This is a genomic window from Paraburkholderia unamae (assembly GCF_003096875.1).
GTDB classification, from domain to species: Bacteria; Pseudomonadota; Gammaproteobacteria; order Burkholderiales; family Burkholderiaceae; genus Paraburkholderia; species Paraburkholderia unamae.
In genome coordinates this window covers 343,303-366,306 of record NZ_QEOB01000009.1, presented here as the reverse complement: position 1 = coordinate 366,306, position 23,004 = coordinate 343,303, and the positions used below count along the sequence as shown (strand labels likewise).

Below are 23,004 nucleotides of genomic sequence, written 5' to 3'. Positions count from 1 at the left end.
CGTCCCGCGCTTTTTAAGCGAGCACCCGCGCTAAAGGCCTAAAGCCCCTTCTCGCACCGCCGATATCCCGCTCAGGACGCCGGTCTTTGCCCCCGGCGTGCCCTCGCCCCTCGCATTTCACCTTGCAGGCCGACGGGACCGGTGGAGCATGAAGAGACCGAAGAAGACGGAGACCAGCCGGCAAGCCCCAGGAGCGCATGGACTGCGGCGCACGACCGCAGCCCTGCTGCCGCTATGGCTGCTCGCGGCAGTCATGGGTGTGATCGCCTCGATCAGCGTGGCGATCATGGCGATCCTGCTCGCCTACGTGGCCGGAGAAAGCAACTGGTCGAAGGGCCAGAAGGACGCGGTGCACGCGCTCGAACGCTACGCGCGCTCGGGCGACGAGGCCGACTACCGCGCCTTTCTCGCGGGCGTTGCGGTACCGCTCGGCGACCGCGCGGCCAAGCTCCAGATGAACCGGACCGAGCCCGATACGACGGCGATCCGGCGCGGCTTCGAGCAAGGCCACATCGCGCGCGACGACATGGACGGCATGACGTGGGGCTACCGCACGCTGAAAAACACACCGTGGATGCGCCCGGCGGTAGCGTTCTGGGACATCGGCGACCGCTACATCCTGCGCCTGGCCGAAACGGGCGAGCGACTGCACGCGCTTGCCCGCGCCGGCAAGCTCGATACCCCGGACGCCGCGAGCCTCGTGCGCGATCTGCGCGAGATCGACAGCCAGCTCGCGCCGATCGAAAGCGGCTTCTCGCGCTCGCTCGACGACGCGGCGCACGCCATCCGCTCGATCCTCATACTCGCGCTCGCCGCGGCCGCCATCGTGCTGCTCGGCGTGTTCTCGGAGTTCATCCGCCGCGCGCTCGCCCGCAGCGACCGCCTCGAAACGGAGGTGCGCAAGAACGAGGAACGCCTCGCGCTCGGCTTCGAAGGCATCAACGCCGGACTGTGGGACTGGGAGATCGGCAGCCGCCAGTGCTACTTCTCGAACTGGCTCTACGAGCAGCTGGGCTACGACGTGGGCACCCGCTTCGACAGCGAGACCGGCCTCACGCAGCTCGTGCACCCGGAGGACCTCGCGCGCGTGCGCCATGCGCTGCGCCAACACCTTGCGCGCGCAACGACCTTCGACGTGGAGTTTCGCCTGCGCACGCTCGCGGGCGGCTACTGCTGGTGCCGCGCGCGCGGCCAGGCGGTGCGCGACGCGCGCGGGCGCGCCGTGCGCATGGTCGGCTGCCTCTTCGACATCTCAGGCCTTAAGTCGGCCGAAGCAAGCGCGTACACGGAGCGCGAGCTGGCCGAGGTCACGCTGGCCTCGATCGGCGAAGCCGTGATCCGCACCGACGACACCGCGCGTGTGACCTACTGCAACGCCGTTGCCGAACGCATGCTGGGCCGCGCGGCCGAAGACATCGTCATGCAGCCGTTCGACGCGATCTGCGATCTGCGCGACGACGCCGACGCATCGCGCAGCCGCGACGTCCTGCACACCGCGCACGCGATGGGCGACGCCGGGAGCGCCGGGAATGCCGGTAGCGCGAATCTCCACGTCATGCGCCCGGACGGCTCGCGCCTCGCGGTCGACTACTCGGTCTCGAAGCTGCGCGACGCGCAGCGCCGCGTGATCGGCACCGTGATCGTGCTTTACGACGTGAGCGCGCTGCGCGAGCACGCGGCGCGCCTCGCCTACCAGGCCACTCACGACGAGCTCACCGATATCTATAACCGCCGCGAATTCGAGCGGCGCCTCGCCACGCTGCTCGAAAACGGCGAGAGCGCGCAACCCGCGCAACCGGGCCATGCGGTGATGTTCCTCGACCTCGACCAGTTCAAGGTGGTGAACGACACGTGCGGCCACTCGACCGGCGACGAACTGATCCGCCAGGTCTGCCGCGTGCTCAAGAGCGAGCTGCGCGGCGAGGACATCATCGCGCGCCTGGGCGGCGACGAGTTCGGCGTGGTGATGCCGCACTGCCCGGCGGCGCACGCTTCGCTGCTCGCCGAAAACCTGCGCGCGGCGATTGCCGCGATCCGCTTCACGGGCGCGGGGCGTATCGTGCAGACGAGCGTGAGCATCGGTCTCGTGAGCGACGCGGCGGGCCTCGTGTCCGTGAAGGAAGTGATGAAGACGGCGGACGTGGCCTGCTATATGGCGAAGAAGAAGGGCCGCAACCGCGTGCACCGCTTTCGCTACGACGACGAGGAGCTTTCGCAAACCCATGCGCAGATGGCGTGGGTCTCCGACATCAAGGCGGCGCTCGAAAACGGCCAGTTCTGCCTGTACGGGCAGAAGATTCTGCCGCTCGCGCATCGGCCCGCGGCGAACGCGCCCGACGACACGCACGTCGAACTGCTGCTGCGCATGCACTCCGCCTCGGGCGAGCTCGTGGAGCCGTCGGCGTTCATCGGCGCGGCCGAGCGATTCGACCTCATGCCCGCGATCGACCGCTGGGTGATCGCGAGCGCGTTCGCGATGATCGCCGCCGGCACGCACCGCCACGGCACCTGGTCGATCAACCTCTCCGGCGCTTCGCTCGGCGACGGGCAACTCGCCGACTATATCGAGGCGCAGCAGCGCATCTGGTCCATTCCGTTCGCGCACGTGTGCTTCGAGATCACCGAAACCGCCGCCATCACCAACCTGCACGACGCCATCACGCTCATCGAGCGCCTGCGCGCGCAAGGCTGCCGCTTCGCGCTCGACGACTTCGGCGCGGGCATGTCGTCGTTCAACTACCTCAAGCACCTGAACGTCGACTATCTGAAGATCGACGGCAGCTTCATCCGCGGCATCATCGAAAACCCGCTCGATCAGGCCATCGTGCGATCGATCAACGAGGTCGCGCATGCGGCCGGCAAGCTCACGATTGCCGAGTGCGTGGAAGACACCGCCATTCTGGCGTGCATGATCGCGATGGGCGTGGACTATGCGCAGGGCTATGGCGTGGGTAGGCCCGTGCGGCTGGACGTCGTGCGGGACGTAGCCGAGCTGGACTGAGTCCGACTGCGCTCGACCGCGGGCGCATGAAAAAACCGCACGGCCCTGGCAGGCGCGTGCGGTTTTTTTATCAGGCTTGAAGCGTGCGATTTAATAACGGTCCGCCGCCAGAAAATCGTGCAAGATTGACGTAACTATTTGATTCAATGTGGATTTCAAGCCGTAACCGTCGTTTCGGACACTTGGCAAAAGTTTCACTTTTTGTCTGAACGGCCCCGCTTTTGGTAGACGCCCCGCCCCCTCTCCTTTTTGAAGGCATCGATGGCGTCCTCTGTATGCAGCCAATGGGCCGCAGAAATAGGAGCCAAAACATCGGCTGCGTTTATGCCCATCTCCATTAGATTACAAAGCACTTTCTGCCAGTCGGTCAGCCACTTCTCTTCGGCTGCACGAAGAGTGTCAACCTGGTCTTCAAGTTCGGATATTCGGCCTCTCAGCCGTTCCAGCTCGTTCGGTGACGCCTTTGACCGCGCTTTCACGTCCCGCTGAACCTCCTTCGCCCGCACGAACGCCGCCTGAATAGACTCCTTTGCCGAAAGCGCGGGTCTAGTAAAGCCCGTGATGCTGGTGAAGCGCGACCAATTCAGGGGAGTACTCGGATGGGAGTCCGCCCAGCCGTCCAGAAGCTCGACCGCGGCATCAATATCCGCCTGCGTCATCTTGCTGTTCCGCTTTATTCTGCGGCGGCCACTCACGTCAGCTTTGCTCACGCTTGCTCCGCTCATCGATGAGGCGAATCGCCTCTCGATAGGTCTTCAGCTTGCGAATTTGGTGCTCAAACGCATCAAGCGACACTTCCGCCCCTCTCTTCATAGCAGCCTTCATTGCCTTGACATTGATTTCTAGCGCTTTTGTCGCGCTTACAAAAAACGGGCGCTGCTCGCTTTCTGCGTCCAGCAAAAGGTCACCGCACGCGTTGTTGCAGTCAAAATGAAGGTCACATGACTCCTGCGAGAACTCGCGGACGCAAAATCCGCCAGGAATCACATGAATTGTCTGCACACGTGCAGCTGCGTAGGCGTCGACTTCGTTCTGGGGTACGCTCGCTAGTGCATCCACCAACTTTCCCGCAAATCGTCCACTAGTAAGTTGTGGGCGTAACTCGTCCGCTCTCTGATAGCTGGTTTTTGAATGATATGCCTCGTTCTGACTTAGCTTTCGTCCAAACCACTCAGCCTGTGCGAGTTCACTAAGCCCCCCTTTGTCGAGCAAGTCATTGATGAAACTTCGCAAGGCATGTGGTCGCGTCGTCGGAAAATCCCCATCCTTTCCACCAACGTCATACGCCTCGAACCCCGAAGCTATTTCCCGACGATTGCCTAGAAATTCTCGAAGCACGTTGGTATTCAGCGGAAAAACAGCGTAGGTGAAATTGGTTGCACTTTTTCTTCGCATTTGATTTGGAAAAACAATTCCAACTACCTCCGAGAGCATGATAGGTTTGCCATTCCTCCCATACATTATCGGCCCAACAAACACATCCCGCGCCAGCGCGTCGAGAACGTCAACGCTGCTAAACACGAACGCCCTTCCCTTTTTCCCACAGTGTTTTATGCCGCGCGCCTCGCAAAAATCACGGCCTGAGTGCACTGCAAGACCAAAGAATTCTTCAATATCTACGAAAGTAAGAAGCTCCTTCGGCAATTTATTTTCCATAAATGGAACAAAGTCACTCGCCTCAATTTCCAAAGCGACTCTCCTTGCCTCAGCCGTGAGCAATGACAATTCCTCGAAGATAGCAACAACGATGTCACACCAAATTGTTGGAACAACCTTCTCATCCAGTCCAACATAGGTAACAATTTTTCCATTCAAATCCACCTCTTCCTCGGAAGACTGCGCGAAATCGCCGCCGCCGGTGCCCCGCTTTCTGCGAAAGTACCGCAACTGCAAAATCCCATCCCCATCTCGATACAGTGAAGCGATAGGTAGCGTCACGACCTCCCGCGCACGTAGCCCGAAGATTACTGCAAGCGAAATCAAGCAAATGAGAAGCCGGTCACGATGATTCTCTCGAGGGATGGTCTGATACATGTATCCAATAGCCCTCACAGCCGTCTCCTCAGCAAAACGCTCTTGCTTCTCCGAGGGAACCGTCGGGTCAATCAACTCCTGAATCTTGGAAGGCTCTGTTGAAGACAATCTCGACTTCCAGTCCAGCCTGAACCGTGACAATCCATTGTTATCAATAAACCTTGCGATACAGGTGAGCACTGAACACCGAACATAGCAGGTCGCGTGCTTGTACTTCTCTGAAAGATATCTTTGGGTTCGTTCAAAGTGACGGCGAGAAATCATCTCGATACGATAGTCAATATCCTTCAACTGCCCAAAGAGCGCCCTCAGCACGTCGTTGTCGCGCGTTACCATCGACTTCCCACGAGCGCTCAGAAACTGGCGAAGAGCCACGAATGCCTTTGAAAAATCAATTGTATCGACCACCTTGGTTTTATCCTTACCTCCCCTATACAAATCATCAAATATCAACGTGACACTTGTTATCCTTCGAGAACCAGGGTCGAACGAGGTTATCGGAACGGCGTCAGGTATGAACGTACCACTGGGATTGAAATGATGCCCTAGTGCCCAAACATCCACCTCCCAGTCGTGCGAGAATGGATTCAACTGTTTCGCCTTGGCGACCACGCGCTCTAGATTGAGATTGGGGTCATTTGAGAGCTCCGAAATAAACTGCAGACTCTCCCGAGGCGTACGTGACCGCTTCTTCTTTCCTCTCATTTCTTTTTTCCCGCGCATCGTTTGATAAGTGACTCCACTCGATGCTTCAGCGCTGAAAGCTCCGCTTCCGCGTTCTTAAATTCTCTGATGCCGTCAATCCTGTCTTCAACCTGTCTCAAGGCTTGCTCGTGCGGGCCGTTCCAAAATGGCTGAAATTTGTGGCAGCCGTAACATGCTAGTGGAACGTCTAACCCGCAACTGCTTCCCACCTCGCGAGCACACGCGCCTCCATCATCCTCCGTAGACTCATCGGCGCCTGCCACCCGAATTCGCATTCCGGGCACATTGACATTAGTTTCCTCGCCCGGCCAAATTGGCTCCGAGAACCACGACACTAACTGCCCCCCGTTGCTCTCGAAAGCAGCGTCTATTTGAGGAAGCATATCTTTACCCATCGCGAAATAGACATGCACGCATTTAGTGTTTGAGTGGTCAAGCGCATCTGCCAAAGCCTGCTTGGATATGCCTGACCGCGCGAGCGTCGTTGCAAACGTATATCTGAGTCGCCGGGGAGTCAGATGCAAAAGCTTATCGTTCACTCGCGAAGGAACCCCCATTCTCTTCACGAATGAGTGAAGCAAATCTGAGAACTCATGGCTGTCCATGCACAGTTCGGTAAGACTTCCATCTCGCCTGGCATTCTCTGAAATGAAGAGCGGCGGGTCGACTCTATTCACCTTCAATTCTCTGTTGGATTTCACAAGCTCAAGAACAGAGGCGACTATATTCTTTCCGCAATAAACCTCCTTAAGTTTGTGCCTTCCGTGTTTAGTGGCCGCCTTTTTGATGCGAGGAATTTTCAAAATCCACCCTTCGTCCTCAGGCAGCCGGCGCTTAAGCTTGTTCGAGAGATAGCTCTGCAACAGCAAGCAATAGTTTCTTGGATTTCTCCCGAAACCGAGACAGAGCCGCACAGCTGCACGCTCTTGGACTGACCGATGTTCTCGACAGGCGTCTTTCAGCAAGGCCATTTTTAATGCGTGTAATTCGTCCGGCCACAAAGGTCCCACATCGGGGTCGTCGCTGTGGACGTTCAATCCGGTCGGATTCTGTGGCAGTTCCAGGCCTGCATACGCCATACATAGCTCTGCGCTGAACCCAAGCTCCGGCCAGTTGTCAGCCGCGTAGATGAGCCATGTTCGGACATTCCAGAATCGATGCAGCGAAGACTTTGCCCTAAGCGCCCTGACGACCTCACGAAGCCAGTCCCAAAGTTGTTGCTCAAATGCGTCCGGGTCTGCATCTTGGCCGGACGGCCAAATCCGCTGGTCCGTTATCGACAGGCAATACTTGAACGTACCAAAAATATTCCGCAAATACTGTGGACTGTTTCCTCCAATCAGTTTAAAAAGATAGTGCTGAATCGAAGCAAGAAACAACGACTCACCAAGCTCGAGTTTTTTCCACCTCAAGCATACATATCTGTGGTCGTCATCCAGTTTCCAAATATCAGATGACGTGTCGACCACCCGCTTAGCTCGGTCGACCGTTGACTCAGGAACGGGTGGGAGTCGATAAGCTTCTGAGCTAAACAAATCGAGTGTCAGATTCATTCGTCGAATACCTTCCTTTGATGCTTTTTGAGAACTTCGTCTCGGGTCCGGTCTCTTTCCCGCTTCGTATATCTTTCCACGCTTCCTTCACTTTTCCAGCCGCAAAGGGACATTAGGCCTCCGCGTGCTTCCTTTTCTGTCTTGCCATCCTCACGCGCGTCGGCAAGATAATCGCTCGCGACCGTATGGCGCCCTATATGGGGGAAGATTCTCCTGCCTAACACGAAACCTAACTGAGCTATTGCTATATTGACTCCGGACAAACTCAGCGGCGCTCCCGTGCGAGAGCTGACGAAAAGATAATCATGCTCGAGAGCAGCCTTTGTCATCGGTCTGACCTTTCGAATGTAATGCTGAAGAACTGTCCATGTCTCTATAGAAATCGGAAGCACTCTTGGTTGAGTCTTCGCTGCCGGTTGGCGTTTTCGCGGGTCTCTATCATCGTCCGGGCGGCGAAAAACCCGAATGTAGTGTTGCCCTTCGATTTCCAACACATCATCCTTCATCATCCCCGCAAGTTCACCTCTCCTAATTCCTTGTCTAAAGAGAAGGAGCGTCATTGGGTAGTTTCTGATTTTCGGAATGTACCCGCGCCAAGGGTTCAATCTCGATACTGGCCTGGAAGCATCTAAAAGCAATTCGAGCTCAACTTTGCTAAGCGCTTCTCGCTCGTCCGCGTCTTGCGGTGCGAAGAGATTACTTTCAAAGATATTATCCAATGCCTCGCGTTGCATCTTTATTTTTGAAATTTGTTCAAGCGATTTGTTCGCATCAGCAATCGCTAAATCCAAAGCTTCATCAATGAGGCCCCTCAATGCCCTCACTCTGGCATTGTATGTATTTACACCAACGAACATCTGAGCGGTTCGATTCATGCTTTGTGTTATCGACGCGTGCCTGAGCCAGTTGATAAGTCCGTCACGGATGAGCTGTATGTTTGGCACTTCGCCCTTCAGTAGGCGCTGCTCAAAATCTGGCATGAAGGCATCTGTCCACCAATATATGTGACAGAAGTGCGCACCCAATTTCATACGCGATTCTGACGCCAGAGCTGTGCGTCTGCGTAAGAGACGGATGTTTGCAAGGACCGGCGGTATGCGTGTACTGCGGTGAATCATGATGGGGAGTCGCTCCATGCGCCCGTCTGATACGATTCTGCGACTGTCACTTAGCATGTAAGGACTTTGATTGTTGACCATCACTGCCCGACACGCCGCGTATATCGAACTCGGGCTGGCGTCGATTGATGCCACAGTGCGCATGTAACACCTCATCACTCAACATGAACAGAATCTCTTCGCGCTCGCAATAGAACGTTCGGGAGTAGGCTCTCGCCGCCCATCATCGCTGCGCGGCATTTCACATATCTAGCTTCGTGGGTCGGTTGCATCGCCGATGCATGTACCCAAGGTACGATTCCCCGCCCAGATTATGGGGTGAATTCTCGCAATAGAACATCTTGCAGAATATCGGGGAATCATCTAATTCTTCTGGAATGTGATACGTTAGAGATTCCGCTTCCTCCCCCAAACCAAAAAATATCTACACCTGCTATCTAAGAATCTACATCTGCTATAAAAATCAACAAAAAGCATATTTATAAATCGCTTGCGCTCTCTTTCTACTCCATCTATCATGCGCTCGTACCTCCGCTTCGCTACGATTAGGGAGCACAAAGGAGTTTATAAGATTCCATCGTTTCGATTATCGAGCTCGCGGTGCGGGGTCCTTCTGGTAGCGAAATCAGGCGGGAAACGACACGGTTTATATTCCAATTTCAAATCTTGATTAATTAATCTTCTCAACTAATGCTTTGGTGTGCATCCAGACGCCAATGGAGATTGCCCATGTTTGGCGATACGGAGTGGTTCACATTTTTTCCTGCATCTGCAAGAGATACGCGACGCATCGCGAACGGACTGCGTCGCCTTTCACCGGTCAATCTGAGCGAAGCGACCTCGTTGGAGGTGACTGCGAAGGTATTCGGCTACGCCTCGTATGCGAATTTGCTCGAGTACCTTGCCTTTGACTGGGGCTACCCGCACAAATGGGACGAGGACATTGACGAGCCGACGATGACCGACCGAGTACAACTGCAGGCAGTCGCGCTAAAAAAGTGCCTCAATGTAACGATTGAAGAAGCACGGAATCTACTCAAACTGTGGCGCCCCTCGTCTCGGCATCCCTCGGCGACTTGGTCCACGAACACAGAACGAATGAACGAAGCAAAGCGCGAATTGGAGCGATTCGCCCCAAGGAACCACTCGGACTACATGGACCGCTTGGCCGACACATTCCGCCCTCAGCCTCCACTCGTTATGAAAGAATCGCCATGGGGCGTCTGTCCCGTACCGGAGCCTGCCGCCTACTTCGATGGTCTTAATTTACCGCTCCTAGGTTCTATCCCCCAACTCTGCTTGTCTCCCGTCAGATGTAAAGCGACGGACTAGGGATTTAAAGAAATTGCTCCCACCGGGGCGATTGACGCACACAGCTACACTTTCTCTCACTGCGCAAATGTGCGGCTTCGGAAGCTACCGGGAACTGAATGCAGCGACTCAGCGCGGAACCGTTGACGGCGAAGCGCATTGGGATGACAGGCTAACCGGAGAGCAACTGGCCCAGCGGAAGAGAATGCAGGAAAGCGCACTCTCGGAGGTACTCGGTTTTCACTCGGAAGACTTGCGCGAGCTACTCGACGAGTGGATGCCAACAGAACGCCCATCATTCTGCAACAAGCGACGTCGAGAGCCGATATTCGATGAGTTGCGCACCCAAAGCGATAGCGACCCGCTCGACGAACGTGAGTTTCAGGTATTTTCGCGCCACAGGGGCAAACCGCCAGAGAGCACCCCGGTCATAATTGTCCGGCGACATCGGAGACTACGGGCCAGCGACGCGCGCCACGATTCGACAATCCGGATTGCTGATGCCGGAGCCCTTCTCGCGCTTAAAAGCCCGAATTCTAAAGACACCGGAGGGAACGACTAGCTGCCCCATTCGCCCTTCGCGCAGCGGTGGCTCGACGTTGACCTCGCATGAGAGACGTCGACGCCCAAGTGGCAGTCACAAATCCGGGAAATCCGGGAAATCCGGGGAGCAATTCTCCCAGTCTCCAACTCTTTGGCAGGCACGAGGCGGCTTAGGTAGCTAGTTGCCGTCACTCTTCGATACCGCGCAAACCGCCACGCATTATGCGAAATGCATGAGATGCGTTAGTTTGCGCCCCCGCGTCTTGTCAGCCCACGCCGCAGAGCTTGCAAACCTTAGAAAACGAGCCGTCGATACGACCAACTGAGCGCGCGTATGTCCGGAGTTCCTCGAGGTCTGTCGAACAAACCTTGATGTAGCCGCGTTGCGTGAATTCGCCCGGTTCGCTTTGGCGCGGCTTCGTGACGGCATTGCACGTCGCTCGATGCAATACGAGATAGCTTGTGGAAGTGCCGACTCTATATCGGTTAAGCACGAATCCCAGTGGATTGGCTTGGGCCCACGCAAGGTAGGCAGTATCATCGTTGTCGAAAATGGTCGTTTCCATATCACGTCGTCGCTCAGGCCATTGGCTGCATGCAGTTCCGAGGAAAATATGTTAGCCCAACCTGGCGGTCTACCACTGGCCGCCAAGAATTTCAATGCAAGCAGGTCTGGGGTCCCTGGCCGAATCACGCTTGCGTACATCAACTGCCCGTCTCTCGAAAGCTATGGATTTCCTGCTGGCCTATCGACACCGCGACCTGCCAAGTCCATTGAACCTGCAACGTTTCAGCGAAGAGACTTGGACTAGGGACTTTGAGCGTCTCGGCACCGATGACGCAGATGCCGACCTGTATCGCGCGGGTTTGATGGTACATGAGAAGTGTCTACGGCTCTGGTCGATGCGTTATCTCCCAGAATCCGGTCTGAATGACGTTACCAAGATTCGAGCCGCGCTGGCAGTCGGCAACCATGCCGCACGCGCCATCATTCATCGCATGAAGACCCTCCTCGCGGGCGCCCAGGGTAATGGCAAGCCGGCCGTTCCCCTTAATCAGTTAAACATAAAAATTGAGGCCCCAGGAGGCGCCTTCTCACCTGATGAACTCATCCAGGCGACAGAGGTTGGCGTTAGACTTTCGATTGGCGAAACACTTCGCTCCGTGGGAAGTGGACCCGATGGCTTGACCGGAAACGCATCATTCAAAAAAGTCGATTGGGACCGTTTGCTCGTCGAATTCAACCTTGGTGCGCAGTTCGATGACCTGAGCGAGCAGTGGGATGACTTCGCTTGGAACGGCTACCGGATTGAAGAGAAGCGTGACGCAACGCTGATTGTGCCCCGGGATGACGACTGGATTGTCCGGAATCGGGTTTCAGGCCGTAGACTCGATAACCTGCTCCTTCAGTATCACCACAATTCAATTGAGAATCTGAAATTGTGGCCAGACCACGCCCTTTTCGCGGCCGCGCCGCGCTCTGTAAAGCGGATTTCCCGGAGGGACGGCAACTACGTCATCGACATACTCAATGACCATAGCTCGAATCGCGACGATGCCATACGATGGCTTGCGTCCGCATCCTACGCACAGGAGCCTTATTACGAAGAGCTATTAAGCAGGCCGCGTCCGCTACTTAGCGGTGGCACCATATATAACCTGATGTCCGCATGGGCAGTCCTCCAGTCCATCTCGCTGAAGCTATTCGATTTTGAGAGCGACACCACCGATGACCGTGAGCCTCACGCGTGGGTTGCGCAATACTTGCCGGTTATCGACGTCGCAACCATCGCTCGCGCGATATCGGTCGCGGCGCGCGTCGCGATGAGTCGCGCCACGAGCATCGTCAAGTTCCTCACATACAGCGGCGCATATCACCAAGAACTGTACGGACATCCGCTCGTTCCTGTGAGCAGGACGGCTGTGTCACCATGTCTAGCCGGCATCTATTCGCCGAACATCCATCGCCTGACAGATGTGTGGCTGCGCGAACTCGGCGAACAGCTCGAGCAGCGCGGACCAGTATTCGAACGGTTCATACGGGCGCACGTTGCAGAGTCTGCTGCGGAGTCACCGACGCTTTCCGAATCAGCGTCCGTACTCCCTGAAGCACTGAACTTCACTGTGCCGGGCCGGCGCCCCGAAGAGATAGACCTCGTCGTTGTAATCGAAAATCTCGTTCTTGTCGGCGAAGTGAAGTGCATGCTGCAGCCCACCGAGTCCCAAGAAACCGCCCGCCACAGACAGAAAGTTGAGCTGGCCGCAAATCAGATTGCCAGAAAAGCTGCGTTTGTTAGAGACAACGCAACCGCGTTTCGCGAACAATTGGCAGCACGTGGCGTCCAATGTCCTGAAGGCTTCGAGGTACTACCTCTGGTGGTTCTCAACAATCCGATACACGTCGGATTCCCCGTCGAAGACGTACCCATAGTCGACGAACACATACTAAAGGTCTTTTTTGACGGGGCACTGGAAAACGCGGTCGTCTTGACGGAGACAGGTGAAGACAAACTCGTGCGTAGCTTACCTCTGTACTCGGGTCTTGAGGGTCTTGCCGAAAACGCTAAGTCGTATTTTTCATCTCCACCGCAGCTAGACTTCCTGAAGCGCTCAGTGAAACACCGCTTGATGCCGGTCCTTTCCATATCCGACGACGATAGGCCGTGGTTCTACATCACCGTAGAGTGCGCACCCCACCTTGATGCCGCTATCTGGGACCAACCAGTTTCACCGCTAACCGATGAAAACAAGGCTTAACCAACTCTCAAACGATATCTACTAGCTCGGGAATTTCTCGGCGATAGCTCGCATAGTTTCGGACCAAACCGAATGCATCCGACGTATCGCTACATTGACTGCTCAGGGATTAAAGGTAAGGTCAGAGAAGGTCCCGTATTCCGGCGCGAATACAAGCCGCACCGGACCAACCTGACCATACTGGTTCTTAGCGATAATGAGTTCCGCCGTTCCCCTATCCGGCGAATCAAAATTGTAGAACTCGTCCCTGTACACAAAGGCGACCAAATCGGACTCGTCTGCGAGTTCGCGCCAGTTTTGGAGGTCAGGTGAGTTTGGTCGCTTGTTCGGACGGATTTCGACGGTCCGGGAAACCGGCGCTGTCACGAGAACCGCACAATCGAGCTCCCGGGCGAGCGCTTTGAGTCCTCGAGCTATGACCTCTTCATGGGCGCCAGTCTCCGAAGAAACTTTGATATACGAGACCGAGTCGACTACCACCAATCCGAGAGCGCCGAGCTTCCTCTTGGCGGAGATGCATCTTTCGCGCAATGCGCTGAAAGCCAAGTCCGTGCTATCGTCAAACAAAATCTGCGCTTCTGCCAGTTGGTGCACCGCGTGCGTTACGCGAGGCCAGTCATCATCATTCAGCCTTCCAACCTGGAAACGTGTGTGCGAAACGCGGCCCGTGATGGTTATCAACCTGTTCATTACGTCGCGACGCGGAGTTTTGGTGCTGAAGACAAGCACCGGCAGACCGGAGACAGCGACCGATGACACTATACCTAGTGCTAAGTTTGTCTTGCCCATGCTTGGGCGAGAAGCGATTGTTATTAGTTGCCCAGCGTGTATTCCGTCAGTGAGATGGTCAACGTCGTGCAAGCCGAAGGAAATGCCGCTTATCGGTCCGGACTTGTCACGCCGGTCGAGGCTCTCAACCATTTCGGCCAATGTTTCCTGAAGCGTGCTGAAACCCGACGGTTCATGATATCGGCGCTTCCGCTCAAGTAGTTCGTCTATAACGACGCGAAGGCCCCGGGCGACATCGCGCCAACCTAAGTCTTCGTTCTGCCATTCGATGATTGAAATGGCGTCCTTTGGTAGTCCCTGCAAACCCATCAAAGGTTCGTCTATCAGGTCCAACGGACGCACAAAGACCGGAATTACGACGGCGCTTTCGGCCTCATGCCTCTTCAAAGCACGTGCAAGTTCCTTCTCGTAGCAGTATCCGGACGCTACGAAACTTGGGCTAACGAGCAAGAGAATGACGTCGGCAGTCTCAATGTTACGGTCGATTTCTGCTGCCCACGAACTCCCAGCAACAATTTTTCTGTCTGACCAATGCGAAATCTTCTTCGCTCGCCGCAGAACTGCGAGATGCTCCTCCAGTGCCTCCTTGAAGCGCTCGTCCTTGTGCGAGTAGCTAATGAAGACGGTGACTTGCGGGTCTTCGGTGACATCCATGCCGTGTATCATCCGATGAGTAATTTAAACGCATTTCCGAGCACATTTCGGCGCGCGCTCCAGCCCGACGACATGGCGCCCATGTCCGACCCTGTGCTTATTGTAACTATTGTTGTACTTTGCAACAGGCAAGTCGTCAGTCGACTACCATCTTGGAACAGCGCCCACCGAAACACCACAGACAATGCGCGCTTAATTCAACGACTACAGCTGCTGCAGTGTATAACGAGCGACGTGATGATTATGATGCCCGGTGAAGTCTGTACCTAGCACGCCCAAGGGGCCCTCAAGTTGCACCGCCACTAAAACTCCCGTGTAACCACGGTCGACGAGAATTTCCTTCACCATGGCCACTTCTTCTATCGGCTGATTCACAATTTTCTCGTTGAAACCCTTCTCTTTGAAGAAATGCTTGATAAGAGCAGCCTCCGTAATCACGCTTACCGCATCTCGGTCCAATTCATCATCGGTCATCGAACCAACCACCCTTAACATCTGGTGAGGCACCATCTTCGCAATCGGACTATGCGAGATGTTCAAGAAATATACGAGCACCATCTCGTCTTCTCTGACCGCACTCGTAATAGCCCCCCATTTGTTGTGGTTCAACGTTCGATTGAGAACGCTGCCCTTGCTTTTGCCAATATATAAGACTTCGATGTCGTCGAAAACGTCCCAGTCAAACATGTGGGCAAGCTGAACCGGATTGACGACAGTGCGAGCCTTCAACTCACCGCCCTTAGCACCTTGCAGGAGCTTACAATCAATGTACAAGTAAGCGCCGCTGGATAGCTCAAAGTCGATTGAACTGAACCTTCTATATATCTCGTCTACCGGTAAGTTCGAAGCACCGCTCACGTCCCAGCCCGACATTACCTCGGTAGCCCAATGCTCCCAAGAAGTGAAGCCTTCCTTTACTCCGCTTGCTTCAAAAAGAATCTTTGCGACGTTGAATCGCACCGTCTCGACACGACTGCCAATCCTTACCTTCCCACTCAGACAAAAGCCTGACTCGACAACGAACGTCTCAGGCAAGAATTTAACTCGCCGTGTCTTCGCCAGGAAGTACACACTCGCCCTAGTTCGATGAAAATCCGTAAAGTTACCTTTGGACAATTCACCGAAGAGCATGTCCTTGTCCACAACATGGAACTCATCGATATGCGCATTAAAAAGCAATTCTGTATGGACGGAGTCTAGGTCAAACATGTACTGATAGCGACGCGAAGGGTTATCGATGTGGTCCGGACAGATGGAAGTGGAACAACGACGCTCACTCGTCCCCAACGATTAGGGGAGCCACCTAGGTCCGCTCGCCATTCAAATGCGTCCGTTGCTTTACGGTTTCACAATCAAAAAGCGGGAGCGGTCTTTCGCCCCCGCAATCCAAGCTGGAGCGCGTCCTCGGCCACTCCACGTAGCGCCGGACTCCGGGTCCTGGTATAGGGCTGGCTGCGGGCCACGAACGTAGTTGCCCGCCTTCGCCGGTACCTTTGCTTTTGCGCTGCTCGACGCCGCGCCGCCTCCAACCAGAAACCTCGTCCGGTCTTTCGCGTTTGCAATCCACGCCGGCGCCCGGCCGCGGCCGGACCAAGTCGCACCAGACTTGGGGTCAACGTACTTCGCAGCGGCGCCGCCTTGCTTTGCTGCGATGCCTGATTGAGGTTTACGACCACGTCGCTTGCCAACAAACGCCTCGATGTCAGCGACAGTGACGCCGTGCTTTTCCATCAACGCGCTAATCTTTTCGAGACCGACCTTGCTTTTCGTAGCGGCGAGTTCCTGCGCCTGTGCCTGGAGCTTCAGGATTTTTGCCTGAACAGACTGAAGTGTGGTCATTGCTTTCACTTTACTGGGGAAGTTCAAGCACTATGCCACACGTGAAGGCCGGCAGGCGAAGCCAATGTCAGCACTACCGTCTCGAACTTGAGAAACCCGCGCTACCTCTCAATGCTAAAAGCGCACAGATTCTTGCGCAACAACGCGGAGGACAACTCCGCGAACTGCCCTATCTCACCCAAATGGGAACGTGGTATCCGTTTTGCCCTTTTGACTCTACTCGTATGCAAGGAACGGCCCTGCCATCGGAAAGAGGACAACTGCGAACATCCAGTTGTCCGCCCTGACTGTAGAGATAGTCCACTCTTTGTTGGAGACTCAGTTTCTCCTGTTCTAGCTGGTGTACTGAATGGGCGGTAACTCCATACCAAGTAGCCATAAGCGCCGCGGTGGCGAACACCGCCGGAATGCAAACAAAGAATGTGGCTCGTCTTGTCGCCCTTCGAAATGCATCTGCCGCGCGGTCAGCCTCCACGTTGGCGTCCTTGACCCGCTCGGTCAGTACCTCCGCCGCGCTGTCTATCGTTTGCTTTAGGTTGCTATTCACGGCTGCGGCGACCGTTCCAGGCAACCGACTGCCGTGTTGCGCGAGTTCGTTCGACACGCGCTGCATAGACACGATGGCGTCACCTGTAAGCTTCTGGTCGCGGATAGCTGCCTCCAGCAACGACCCAAGGACGTCGTAGGAGTATTTGAGACCTTCAGAATCAGAGCGCAAACCCATGGCAGCTACCTCCCCCTTCCTCGCGATAGTCTCTGCTCCCTCACGGCCTGTTCACGTTTCAACTCGATGGCCTGTTGCCTCACTTGTTCGAAGTAGGCCTCTCGGACGAAGCGATGGTTTAAGAGCAGGTCTCGGATATCCGCCACCAAGACATAGCGGAGACCATCCTTCTGACTGTAGTTGACGATTAGTCCACCCGATGCACCCTGCAAGCCTCCCTGCGACACTGCGACCAAATTCACGTACTGCTTGTATGCCGCCTGCGTCTCCGCATCAATTACCCTAGCCACGGCATCAGCGGCACTCGAAGCTGTGAAATGCTCGATAGTCGTCGCCTCAGCTCGCGTGTCGGCAAAATCGAGGTAGGGCACAACTCTCGAAACCAGGCTATTCGCCTCATCCGACGTCTCGATATACCAATGAATCTCTCGCGAAATCGCCTGTAGATGTGGATTTCCGACCAATGCCCGCGACAGTAGCTGCCGCTTCGTCTCTTCCTTTTCCGAGGCATTCCTCTCGCGCTTGAACTCAATCAACCGCGTTACACCGGTATTCGCGACCATAAGGTCACCGAGCGCCTGGTCAATCGGTGACTGCTGTAGCAGATTCACACACATCGGCCGCACGGATTCTTCACTCAGTTGCCCGATGCACAACCCGAAGGTGTAAAGAAAGTTTCCAATCACAATGTTTTCGTATGGGTCCATCAATCTCACTTGTGCGAAGGTGTAGCGACCGAGAATCGCCTCGTCTTGGTGTCTACAGCGTCCCTTGAAGACCACTAACGGCGATAACGCCGGCATTCTTTAGACGAATATCCAGACAATGCCACGATTGTGTCAATTTGACTGCGCGGCGCGACCGATAGCCGCGGACGGCAAACGCACACCGCGCTACGTGCAAAGCGAATCGCCGGCGACATATGAATGCGGCGTTAGGCGTCAGCTTCACATAGAATCACGACACGTCAATACGACGCACGAGGACTGTGGTTCTGCAATGGACAGAGAGACGTACAAAGGCTGCGTGTTGTGGGGACATGCCATCGCGCAACAGGAGGAACTACTTGAACAGGGGCGGTTTGCTTCGAGCGGGACCATCACTCGCGAACAGAAGCTGGTCGAAGCCTCCGGGGTACTCGGCTTATTCCAGACTATGGAGGAAGCAGAGCAGGCGGGTCTCGCATGGGCGCGCGCGTGGGTCGATGCGCATCTATAAGTCGGCTATTCGCGATGGGTCAAGCGTCGCGCGCATAATCCTGCCCACTGGAGATGTCCTATCTGCCATCGACCACTCGGGAAGCACGGGATTGAATCGTGTCTTTTCCACGGGCCCAACTTCCAATTAATTTCATGGACGAAAAAAAAAGCCCCGACACGTCGGGGCGAAAAAGGGTGCGAGACAGGAGCTGAAACGCACCCCAAGGGCGTTGACGCCCGCCTAACAACTCAGTTTTCCGCACCACTACCATTCAAAATCTTGGCGTGATGTGCAATATGGTCGGCCATGAACGTGGAAATAAAATAATATCCGTGGTCGTAACCTTCATGTCTACGCAGCGTCAGCGGCTGCTTAGCAGATAAGCAAGCCTCCTCAAACATCTCAGGATTCAGCTGCTTATCCGTTAGAAACTTGTCGTCCAATCCTTGGTCGATAAGAATCCCGGTGGGGAAAGGGCTATGCATCGTCTGCATCAGCACACTTGCATCGTATTGCTTCCAGGTATCCCGAAACCGCCCGAGGTATCCGGCGAATGCGCCTTGGCCCCAATCGCATCGCATCGGTGCCGCAATTGGCGCAAACGCTGAAACTGACTTGTAAATATGTGGATTCCGCAACGCGAGAATCAGCGCGCCATGCCCTCCCATCGAGTGTCCGAAAATTCCTATCTTCGTTCCGTCAATCGGGAAGTGCTCGATAGCTAGCCGACGCAGCTCATCCCGAACGTAGGAGTACATCCGGAAATGCTTGGACCACGGCGATTCAGTAGCATCAACATAGAATCCCGCACCTGTCCCAAATTCCCAAGAACTGTTCTCCCATGGAATCCCGGTTTCCCGCGGACTGGTGTCGGGAGCAATCAAGGCAATTCCGTGCTCTGCCGCGTATCGCTGTGCTCCCGCTTTGATTGGGAAAGTCTCCTCCGTGCACGTCAAGCCGGCAAGATAGAAGAGGACGGGTACTTTTCGGGAAGCCGCTTGAGGGGGCAAGAAAACCGAGAACTTCATCGGCATGCTTACCGTGCTCGATGAATGCTTGTAGACCGCCTGCGTGCCGCCAAAGCAACGATGTGATTCAACAATATCGAGCATGAATCCTCCTTGTCAGTAGATTACGACCGAGCGGATGGACTCACCCTTCTTCATCAGGTCAAATCCCTCGTTGATTCGTTCGAGAGGAAGGTGATGCGTTATCAAGTCATCGATATTGATTTTTCCTTCCATGTACCAGTCGACGATTTTCGGAACGTCTGTACGACCGCGCGCGCCACCGAAAGCGGAGCCTTTCCACTCGCGACCTGTCACTAGTTGAAACGGCCGCGTGCTGATTTCCTGACCGGCGGCAGCGACGCCGATGATAAACGACTGCCCCCAGCCTTTATGCGTGCATTCGAGCGCCTGGCGCATCAATGTGGTATTGCCAACGCATTCGAACGAGTAGTCGGCGCCACCATCGGTCAACTGCACAATGTGGTCGACAACATTGTCGACCGCCTTCGGGTTGATAAAGTGGGTCATGCCAAACTTCTTCGCGAGTTCGACGCGCCCCGGATTAATATCAACACCGATAATCTTGTCGGCGCCTACCATCTTCGCGCCCTGAATTACATTCAGGCCGATGCCACCCAATCCGAACACAACTACGTTCGTGCCCGCTTCGACTTTCGCCGAATAAACCACCGCACCGACGCCCGTCGTCACGCCACAACCGATGTAGCAAATCTTGTCGAACGGCGCGTCTTCGCGCACCTTTGCTACCGCGATTTCGGGTACCACGATGTAGTTCGAGAAAGTTGATGTACCCATGTAATGGAACAGCGGCTTGCCATCGAGCGAAAATCTCGACGTCGAATCCGGCATGAGGCCTTTGCCCTGTGTCGAACGAATGGCCTGGCATAGATTCGTCTTGCGCGACAGACAAAACTTGCACTGACGACATTCAGGCGTGTAGAGGGGGATGACGTGGTCACCCTTCTTCAGCGTGCCGACACCCGGACCCACATCCACGACCACACCGGCGCCTTCATGACCGAGAATGGCGGGGAAAAGGCCCTCCGGGTCAGCTCCGGAGAGCGTGTAATAGTCGGTGTGACAGATGCCGGTAGCTTTCACCTCAATCAGGACCTCTCCTGCTCGCGGCCCTTCGAGGTCTACTTCTTCAACGGTCAAGGGTGCACCGGCCTTCCATGCGATAGCTGCTTTCGTCTTCATGTATCAAGCCCTTCAGGGGGTAGTAAGAGGCTGCAAAATCTGGGGCCGCCGCCCAGGCAAATCCGCGGCTGCCAATCGCTTCAACTCGCTGCTTGAAGCAATCGCAGCCCCGGTCACGTGGGCAAGGGCGAGGCGGGAAAGACACCGGACATCACGATAAAGCCCGGTATGCGTTTGACGCGGTCGGTCCAGCGGCGGATTGCGCCGTAGTCTGCGAGCGAGACTCCACCTTCGTCTGCCAATACGATGTAGGGAAAACAGGCAATGTCGGCGACGGTCGGTTGCGATGGGCTGCAAAGGAACTCCCCCCCCGTCTTTTCGCGGAGCCAGAGATGCTCGTCCAAGACTCTCAGCAATTCGTGCGCGCGCTTTCGACACGCGTCGTCGTCGAAATCAAAGAAGAACAGGTCGTGCAAACGCGCCGCAGAGATAGAACCAGTGAGGCTGTCGGCAAACGAAAGCCACATCTGAATTTCGCCAATGAGTTGCGGATTCGATGCCGGATACCAAGTGCCGGCCGTATCGTATCGAGACGCCAGATAGACCAGAATCGCTTGTGCGTCACGCAACGTCACGTGGTCGTCAATGAGCGCGGGAAGCTGCCCGAGAGGATTAACTCTCAGAAACACGTCGGTTTTGTGCTCTCTGCCCGGATAGAACTCGACGGGCTCAAGCTTGTGTTCCACGCCAAGGATGTTAAGCAGGAGCCGTACCTTGTAGCAGTTGCCGGAAAGTTCGTAATCGTAGAGCTTTATCATGTGAGACTCACTTTAGATATCGAGCACGAGCTTCTTGCTCTTGCATCGGGATACGCACGGCATAATCCACTTGCCGCTGGCACGCTCTTGCTTTGATAAGTAAGTATCGTGATGCTCCGGTTCCCCATCGAGCACTGCCGTCATGCATGTACCACAAACACCCTGCTCGCATGACGCCTCAATGGGTGCGCCAGCATCCCAGCAAGCCTGCAAAAGCGTCTGCCCGGCTGCCACAGTGACGGTCTTGCCCGACTTCGCGAGTGTCACCTCGAAAGCCTCGCCGCCAGTGGGGATGTCTGTGTTCTTGAAGTACTCGAAGCGCACCGACTCCTCCGGGAAACCGCGTCCGACTGCGACTTCCTTCACCGTATCAATCATGGGCCCGGGGCCGCATGTGTATATCTCCGCCGATTCTGGATTAAGCAACTCGACAATTTCCTCGAGTCGCTGTCGGGTTCCGTACGCGTCGAGTCCAGTGTGGAGATATACGTTTTTCCCAAGAGAGCGCAGTCGCTCGCGGAACGGAGTATGCTCAGGTGTGCGAACGAAATAGTGCATCTCATACGAATCGCCGCTCGCATTGAGTGCCTGAGCCATCGAAAGGATAGGCGTAATACCGATGCCACCGGCAATCAGGACAGGTCGACGACCGTTCCGACGCAGCGGGAAGCCATTGCGGGGAACCGTGATTTTGAGTTCAACGCCGTCCTGCACATCGTCGTGCATCGAACGCGAACCACCTAGCGACTGCACCTCTCGCTTGACGCCAATCAGAAACGACTCACGTTCGTGGGGCGCATTGAGGATTGAATATTGCCGAACGAGCCCGACTGGCGTCGTCACGCTCACATGCATCCCGGGAGTGAGTTGAGGCAGCGGCCGGCCGACAGGCGTAAGACCAAACGAAACAATGTCTGCGGTTTCCTGCACGCGCGAGCTCACCGTACAGCGATACTCGGCTGAATTAGCTTGCGGTGTCGCGACCACGACGGGAACTTGCACGGGAATAGGCGCAGCTTTTGCCGATACAATGCCCTTCTTCACAGGCTCTTTGGCGTTTGCCCGCTCAAGCGCACGTCTGAACTCTCCAAGCACGTGTGAGAAGCGAGTCAGGAAGTCAAGAGTGATGGATGGCATGCGCGCGGCCATCGCATGCACCACTGCTTTGTCCTGCGAATGCGGTTGAATATAGAAATGCAGCCCTGGTTGACCATCCTGCCCTGTCGATATTTCAACAATGTCATCGCCATACCGGCGAAAGCCAACGCTCTTCGATTCGCCACCGAAGCATTCATCAAAGCACAACCCATCTTCGAGAAGGCTTTTTGCGACCTCTTGTGCAGGAACGTTGAACGGCAGGCTTCTCAGAAAAGTTGCAGATACGCCGTCCACTTGTGTCTTTATGATGGGAGGGTCACCGACCGGGGTTCCGAGTGAGACCCATATCAAACCCGCAGATTCACGAACGGCAAACGTCTTCGCACAGGCCTTGCTCGGCTCAGTTGCGTCCCGATGAGCCGGCACGAAGGTGCAACCTCCAGAGCCGCTTTCATATGTCCAACCGTGATACTGGCAGCGAAGCTCGTGGCCAACATTCACGCCAAGAGAAAGCCTCAGGCCGCGATGAGGACAGCGATTTTCCCAGGCATTGACGATGCCATTGTCGTCGCGCCAAATAGCGAGTTCCTGCCCTGCGAGTGATGCCTGAAAGACGTGACGCTGGCTAAGAGCCTCGGCGCTGGTAACGGGGTACCAGCGGTTTCCATCGAAAGAAGTCATGAATCTGA

General features: G+C 55.7%; 17 protein-coding genes. 3 read left to right on the top strand and 14 right to left on the bottom strand.

All coding sequences use genetic code 11. The annotated features are described in order from the left end of the window. Positions 1 to 148 precede the first annotated feature (148 nt). Complete coding sequence (locus tag C7402_RS20820) at positions 149 to 3,001, top strand: EAL domain-containing protein (RefSeq protein ID WP_116611903.1); 2,853 nt, start codon at positions 149 to 151, stop codon at positions 2,999 to 3,001. 194 nt (positions 3,002 to 3,195) lie between these two features. On the opposite strand, the gene C7402_RS20815 is transcribed toward C7402_RS20820, so the two are convergent. The 5 genes from C7402_RS20815 to C7402_RS46330 form a co-directional block, all read right to left on the bottom strand. Continuing rightward, on the bottom strand, positions 3,196 to 3,711 hold the full coding sequence (locus C7402_RS20815; protein ID WP_133254517.1) for a hypothetical protein: 516 nt from the start codon (positions 3,709 to 3,711) through the stop codon (positions 3,196 to 3,198). Next, a complete protein-coding gene (locus C7402_RS20810; RefSeq protein WP_133254516.1) occupies positions 3,698 to 5,740 on the bottom strand; it encodes a hypothetical protein in 2,043 nt (680 codons plus the stop codon). Before C7402_RS20810 ends, C7402_RS20815 begins: the two co-directional genes overlap by 14 nt. Next, positions 5,737 to 7,293 carry a site-specific integrase gene (locus tag C7402_RS20805; protein WP_116611900.1) on the bottom strand — a complete coding sequence of 519 codons (1,557 nt, stop codon included), beginning with the start codon at positions 7,291 to 7,293 and terminating at the stop codon, positions 5,737 to 5,739. Before C7402_RS20805 ends, C7402_RS20810 begins: the two co-directional genes overlap by 4 nt. After that, positions 7,290 to 8,273 carry a tyrosine-type recombinase/integrase gene (locus C7402_RS20800; protein WP_165841936.1) on the bottom strand — a complete coding sequence of 328 codons (984 nt, stop codon included), beginning with the start codon at positions 8,271 to 8,273 and terminating at the stop codon, positions 7,290 to 7,292. The genes C7402_RS20805 and C7402_RS20800 overlap by 4 nt, the downstream gene beginning before the upstream one ends. A gap of 2,258 nt (positions 8,274 to 10,531) precedes the next feature. After that, positions 10,532 to 10,831, bottom strand: a complete 300-nt coding sequence (locus tag C7402_RS46330) for a hypothetical protein (protein ID WP_133254515.1) — start codon at positions 10,829 to 10,831, stop codon at positions 10,532 to 10,534. A gap of 163 nt (positions 10,832 to 10,994) precedes the next feature. Between C7402_RS46330 and C7402_RS20795 the strand changes: the two genes are divergently transcribed. Further along, positions 10,995 to 13,022 carry a hypothetical protein gene (locus C7402_RS20795; RefSeq protein ID WP_116611898.1) on the top strand — a complete coding sequence of 676 codons (2,028 nt, stop codon included), beginning with the start codon at positions 10,995 to 10,997 and terminating at the stop codon, positions 13,020 to 13,022. Positions 13,023 to 13,124: 102 nt separating this feature from the next. On the opposite strand, the gene C7402_RS20790 is transcribed toward C7402_RS20795, so the two are convergent. The 5 genes from C7402_RS20790 to C7402_RS20770 all read right to left on the bottom strand — a co-directional run bounded on the left by C7402_RS20790 (position 13,125) and on the right by C7402_RS20770 (position 17,735). Then, a complete protein-coding gene (locus tag C7402_RS20790) occupies positions 13,125 to 14,465 on the bottom strand; it encodes a DnaB-like helicase C-terminal domain-containing protein (RefSeq protein ID WP_165841935.1) in 1,341 nt (446 codons plus the stop codon). A 204-nt stretch (positions 14,466 to 14,669) separates the two neighbouring features. Then, a complete protein-coding gene (locus C7402_RS20785) occupies positions 14,670 to 15,674 on the bottom strand; it encodes a hypothetical protein (protein ID WP_116611896.1) in 1,005 nt (334 codons plus the stop codon). Between the two features lie 129 nt (positions 15,675 to 15,803). After that, positions 15,804 to 16,331 carry an H-NS family nucleoid-associated regulatory protein gene (locus C7402_RS20780; protein ID WP_341869252.1) on the bottom strand — a complete coding sequence of 176 codons (528 nt, stop codon included), beginning with the start codon at positions 16,329 to 16,331 and terminating at the stop codon, positions 15,804 to 15,806. A 142-nt stretch (positions 16,332 to 16,473) separates the two neighbouring features. Next, a complete protein-coding gene (locus C7402_RS20775; protein ID WP_116611894.1) occupies positions 16,474 to 17,028 on the bottom strand; it encodes a hypothetical protein in 555 nt (184 codons plus the stop codon). A 5-nt stretch (positions 17,029 to 17,033) separates the two neighbouring features. Beyond that, positions 17,034 to 17,735 (bottom strand): hypothetical protein, encoded by a 702-nt coding sequence (locus C7402_RS20770; protein WP_116611929.1) that lies wholly within the window; start codon positions 17,733 to 17,735, stop codon positions 17,034 to 17,036. A gap of 292 nt (positions 17,736 to 18,027) precedes the next feature. Here C7402_RS20770 and C7402_RS47735 point away from each other — a divergent pair, with 292 nt between their 5' ends. After that, entirely contained in the window at positions 18,028 to 18,246 is a 219-nt protein-coding gene (locus C7402_RS47735; protein WP_116611893.1) for a hypothetical protein, read from the top strand. A gap of 230 nt (positions 18,247 to 18,476) precedes the next feature. On the opposite strand, the gene fghA is transcribed toward C7402_RS47735, so the two are convergent. From fghA to C7402_RS20745, 4 genes are all read right to left on the bottom strand, one after another. Next, positions 18,477 to 19,340 (bottom strand): S-formylglutathione hydrolase, encoded by an 864-nt coding sequence (fghA, locus tag C7402_RS20760; protein WP_116611892.1) that lies wholly within the window; start codon positions 19,338 to 19,340, stop codon positions 18,477 to 18,479. A 12-nt stretch (positions 19,341 to 19,352) separates the two neighbouring features. Then, positions 19,353 to 20,459: an S-(hydroxymethyl)glutathione dehydrogenase/class III alcohol dehydrogenase gene (locus C7402_RS20755; protein ID WP_116611891.1), complete on the bottom strand. Its 1,107-nt coding sequence runs from the start codon at positions 20,457 to 20,459 to the stop codon at positions 19,353 to 19,355. Between the two features lie 113 nt (positions 20,460 to 20,572). Beyond that, complete coding sequence (locus C7402_RS20750; RefSeq protein WP_116611890.1) at positions 20,573 to 21,217, bottom strand: glutathione S-transferase family protein; 645 nt, start codon at positions 21,215 to 21,217, stop codon at positions 20,573 to 20,575. 12 nt (positions 21,218 to 21,229) lie between these two features. Next, on the bottom strand, positions 21,230 to 22,996 hold the full coding sequence (locus tag C7402_RS20745) for a Rieske 2Fe-2S domain-containing protein (protein WP_116611889.1): 1,767 nt from the start codon (positions 22,994 to 22,996) through the stop codon (positions 21,230 to 21,232). Positions 22,997 to 23,004: the final 8 nt, after the last annotated feature.

Bases quoted from the DNA above. Each gene is read 5' to 3' on its own strand.
- fghA (WP_116611892.1), bottom strand. From the start codon at position 19,340: ATGCTCGATATTGTTGAATCACATCGTTGCTTTGGCGGCACGCAGGCG.
- C7402_RS20755 (WP_116611891.1), bottom strand. From the start codon at position 20,459: ATGAAGACGAAAGCAGCTATCGCATGGAAGGCCGGTGCACCCTTGACC.
- C7402_RS20790 (WP_165841935.1), bottom strand. From the start codon at position 14,465: ATGGATGTCACCGAAGACCCGCAAGTCACCGTCTTCATTAGCTACTCG.
- C7402_RS20805 (WP_116611900.1), bottom strand. From the start codon at position 7,293: ATGAATCTGACACTCGATTTGTTTAGCTCAGAAGCTTATCGACTCCCA.
- C7402_RS20800 (WP_165841936.1), bottom strand. From the start codon at position 8,273: ATGCCAGATTTTGAGCAGCGCCTACTGAAGGGCGAAGTGCCAAACATA.
- C7402_RS20785 (WP_116611896.1), bottom strand. From the start codon at position 15,674: ATGTTTGACCTAGACTCCGTCCATACAGAATTGCTTTTTAATGCGCAT.
- C7402_RS20770 (WP_116611929.1), bottom strand. From the start codon at position 17,735: ATGGACCCATACGAAAACATTGTGATTGGAAACTTTCTTTACACCTTC.
- C7402_RS47735 (WP_116611893.1), top strand. From the start codon at position 18,028: ATGGACAGAGAGACGTACAAAGGCTGCGTGTTGTGGGGACATGCCATC.
- C7402_RS20750 (WP_116611890.1), bottom strand. From the start codon at position 21,217: ATGATAAAGCTCTACGATTACGAACTTTCCGGCAACTGCTACAAGGTA.
- C7402_RS20795 (WP_116611898.1), top strand. From the start codon at position 10,995: ATGGATTTCCTGCTGGCCTATCGACACCGCGACCTGCCAAGTCCATTG.
- C7402_RS20820 (WP_116611903.1), top strand. From the start codon at position 149: ATGAAGAGACCGAAGAAGACGGAGACCAGCCGGCAAGCCCCAGGAGCG.
- C7402_RS20810 (WP_133254516.1), bottom strand. From the start codon at position 5,740: ATGAGAGGAAAGAAGAAGCGGTCACGTACGCCTCGGGAGAGTCTGCAG.
- C7402_RS20775 (WP_116611894.1), bottom strand. From the start codon at position 17,028: ATGGGTTTGCGCTCTGATTCTGAAGGTCTCAAATACTCCTACGACGTC.
- C7402_RS46330 (WP_133254515.1), bottom strand. From the start codon at position 10,831: ATGGAAACGACCATTTTCGACAACGATGATACTGCCTACCTTGCGTGG.
- C7402_RS20745 (WP_116611889.1), bottom strand. From the start codon at position 22,996: ATGACTTCTTTCGATGGAAACCGCTGGTACCCCGTTACCAGCGCCGAG.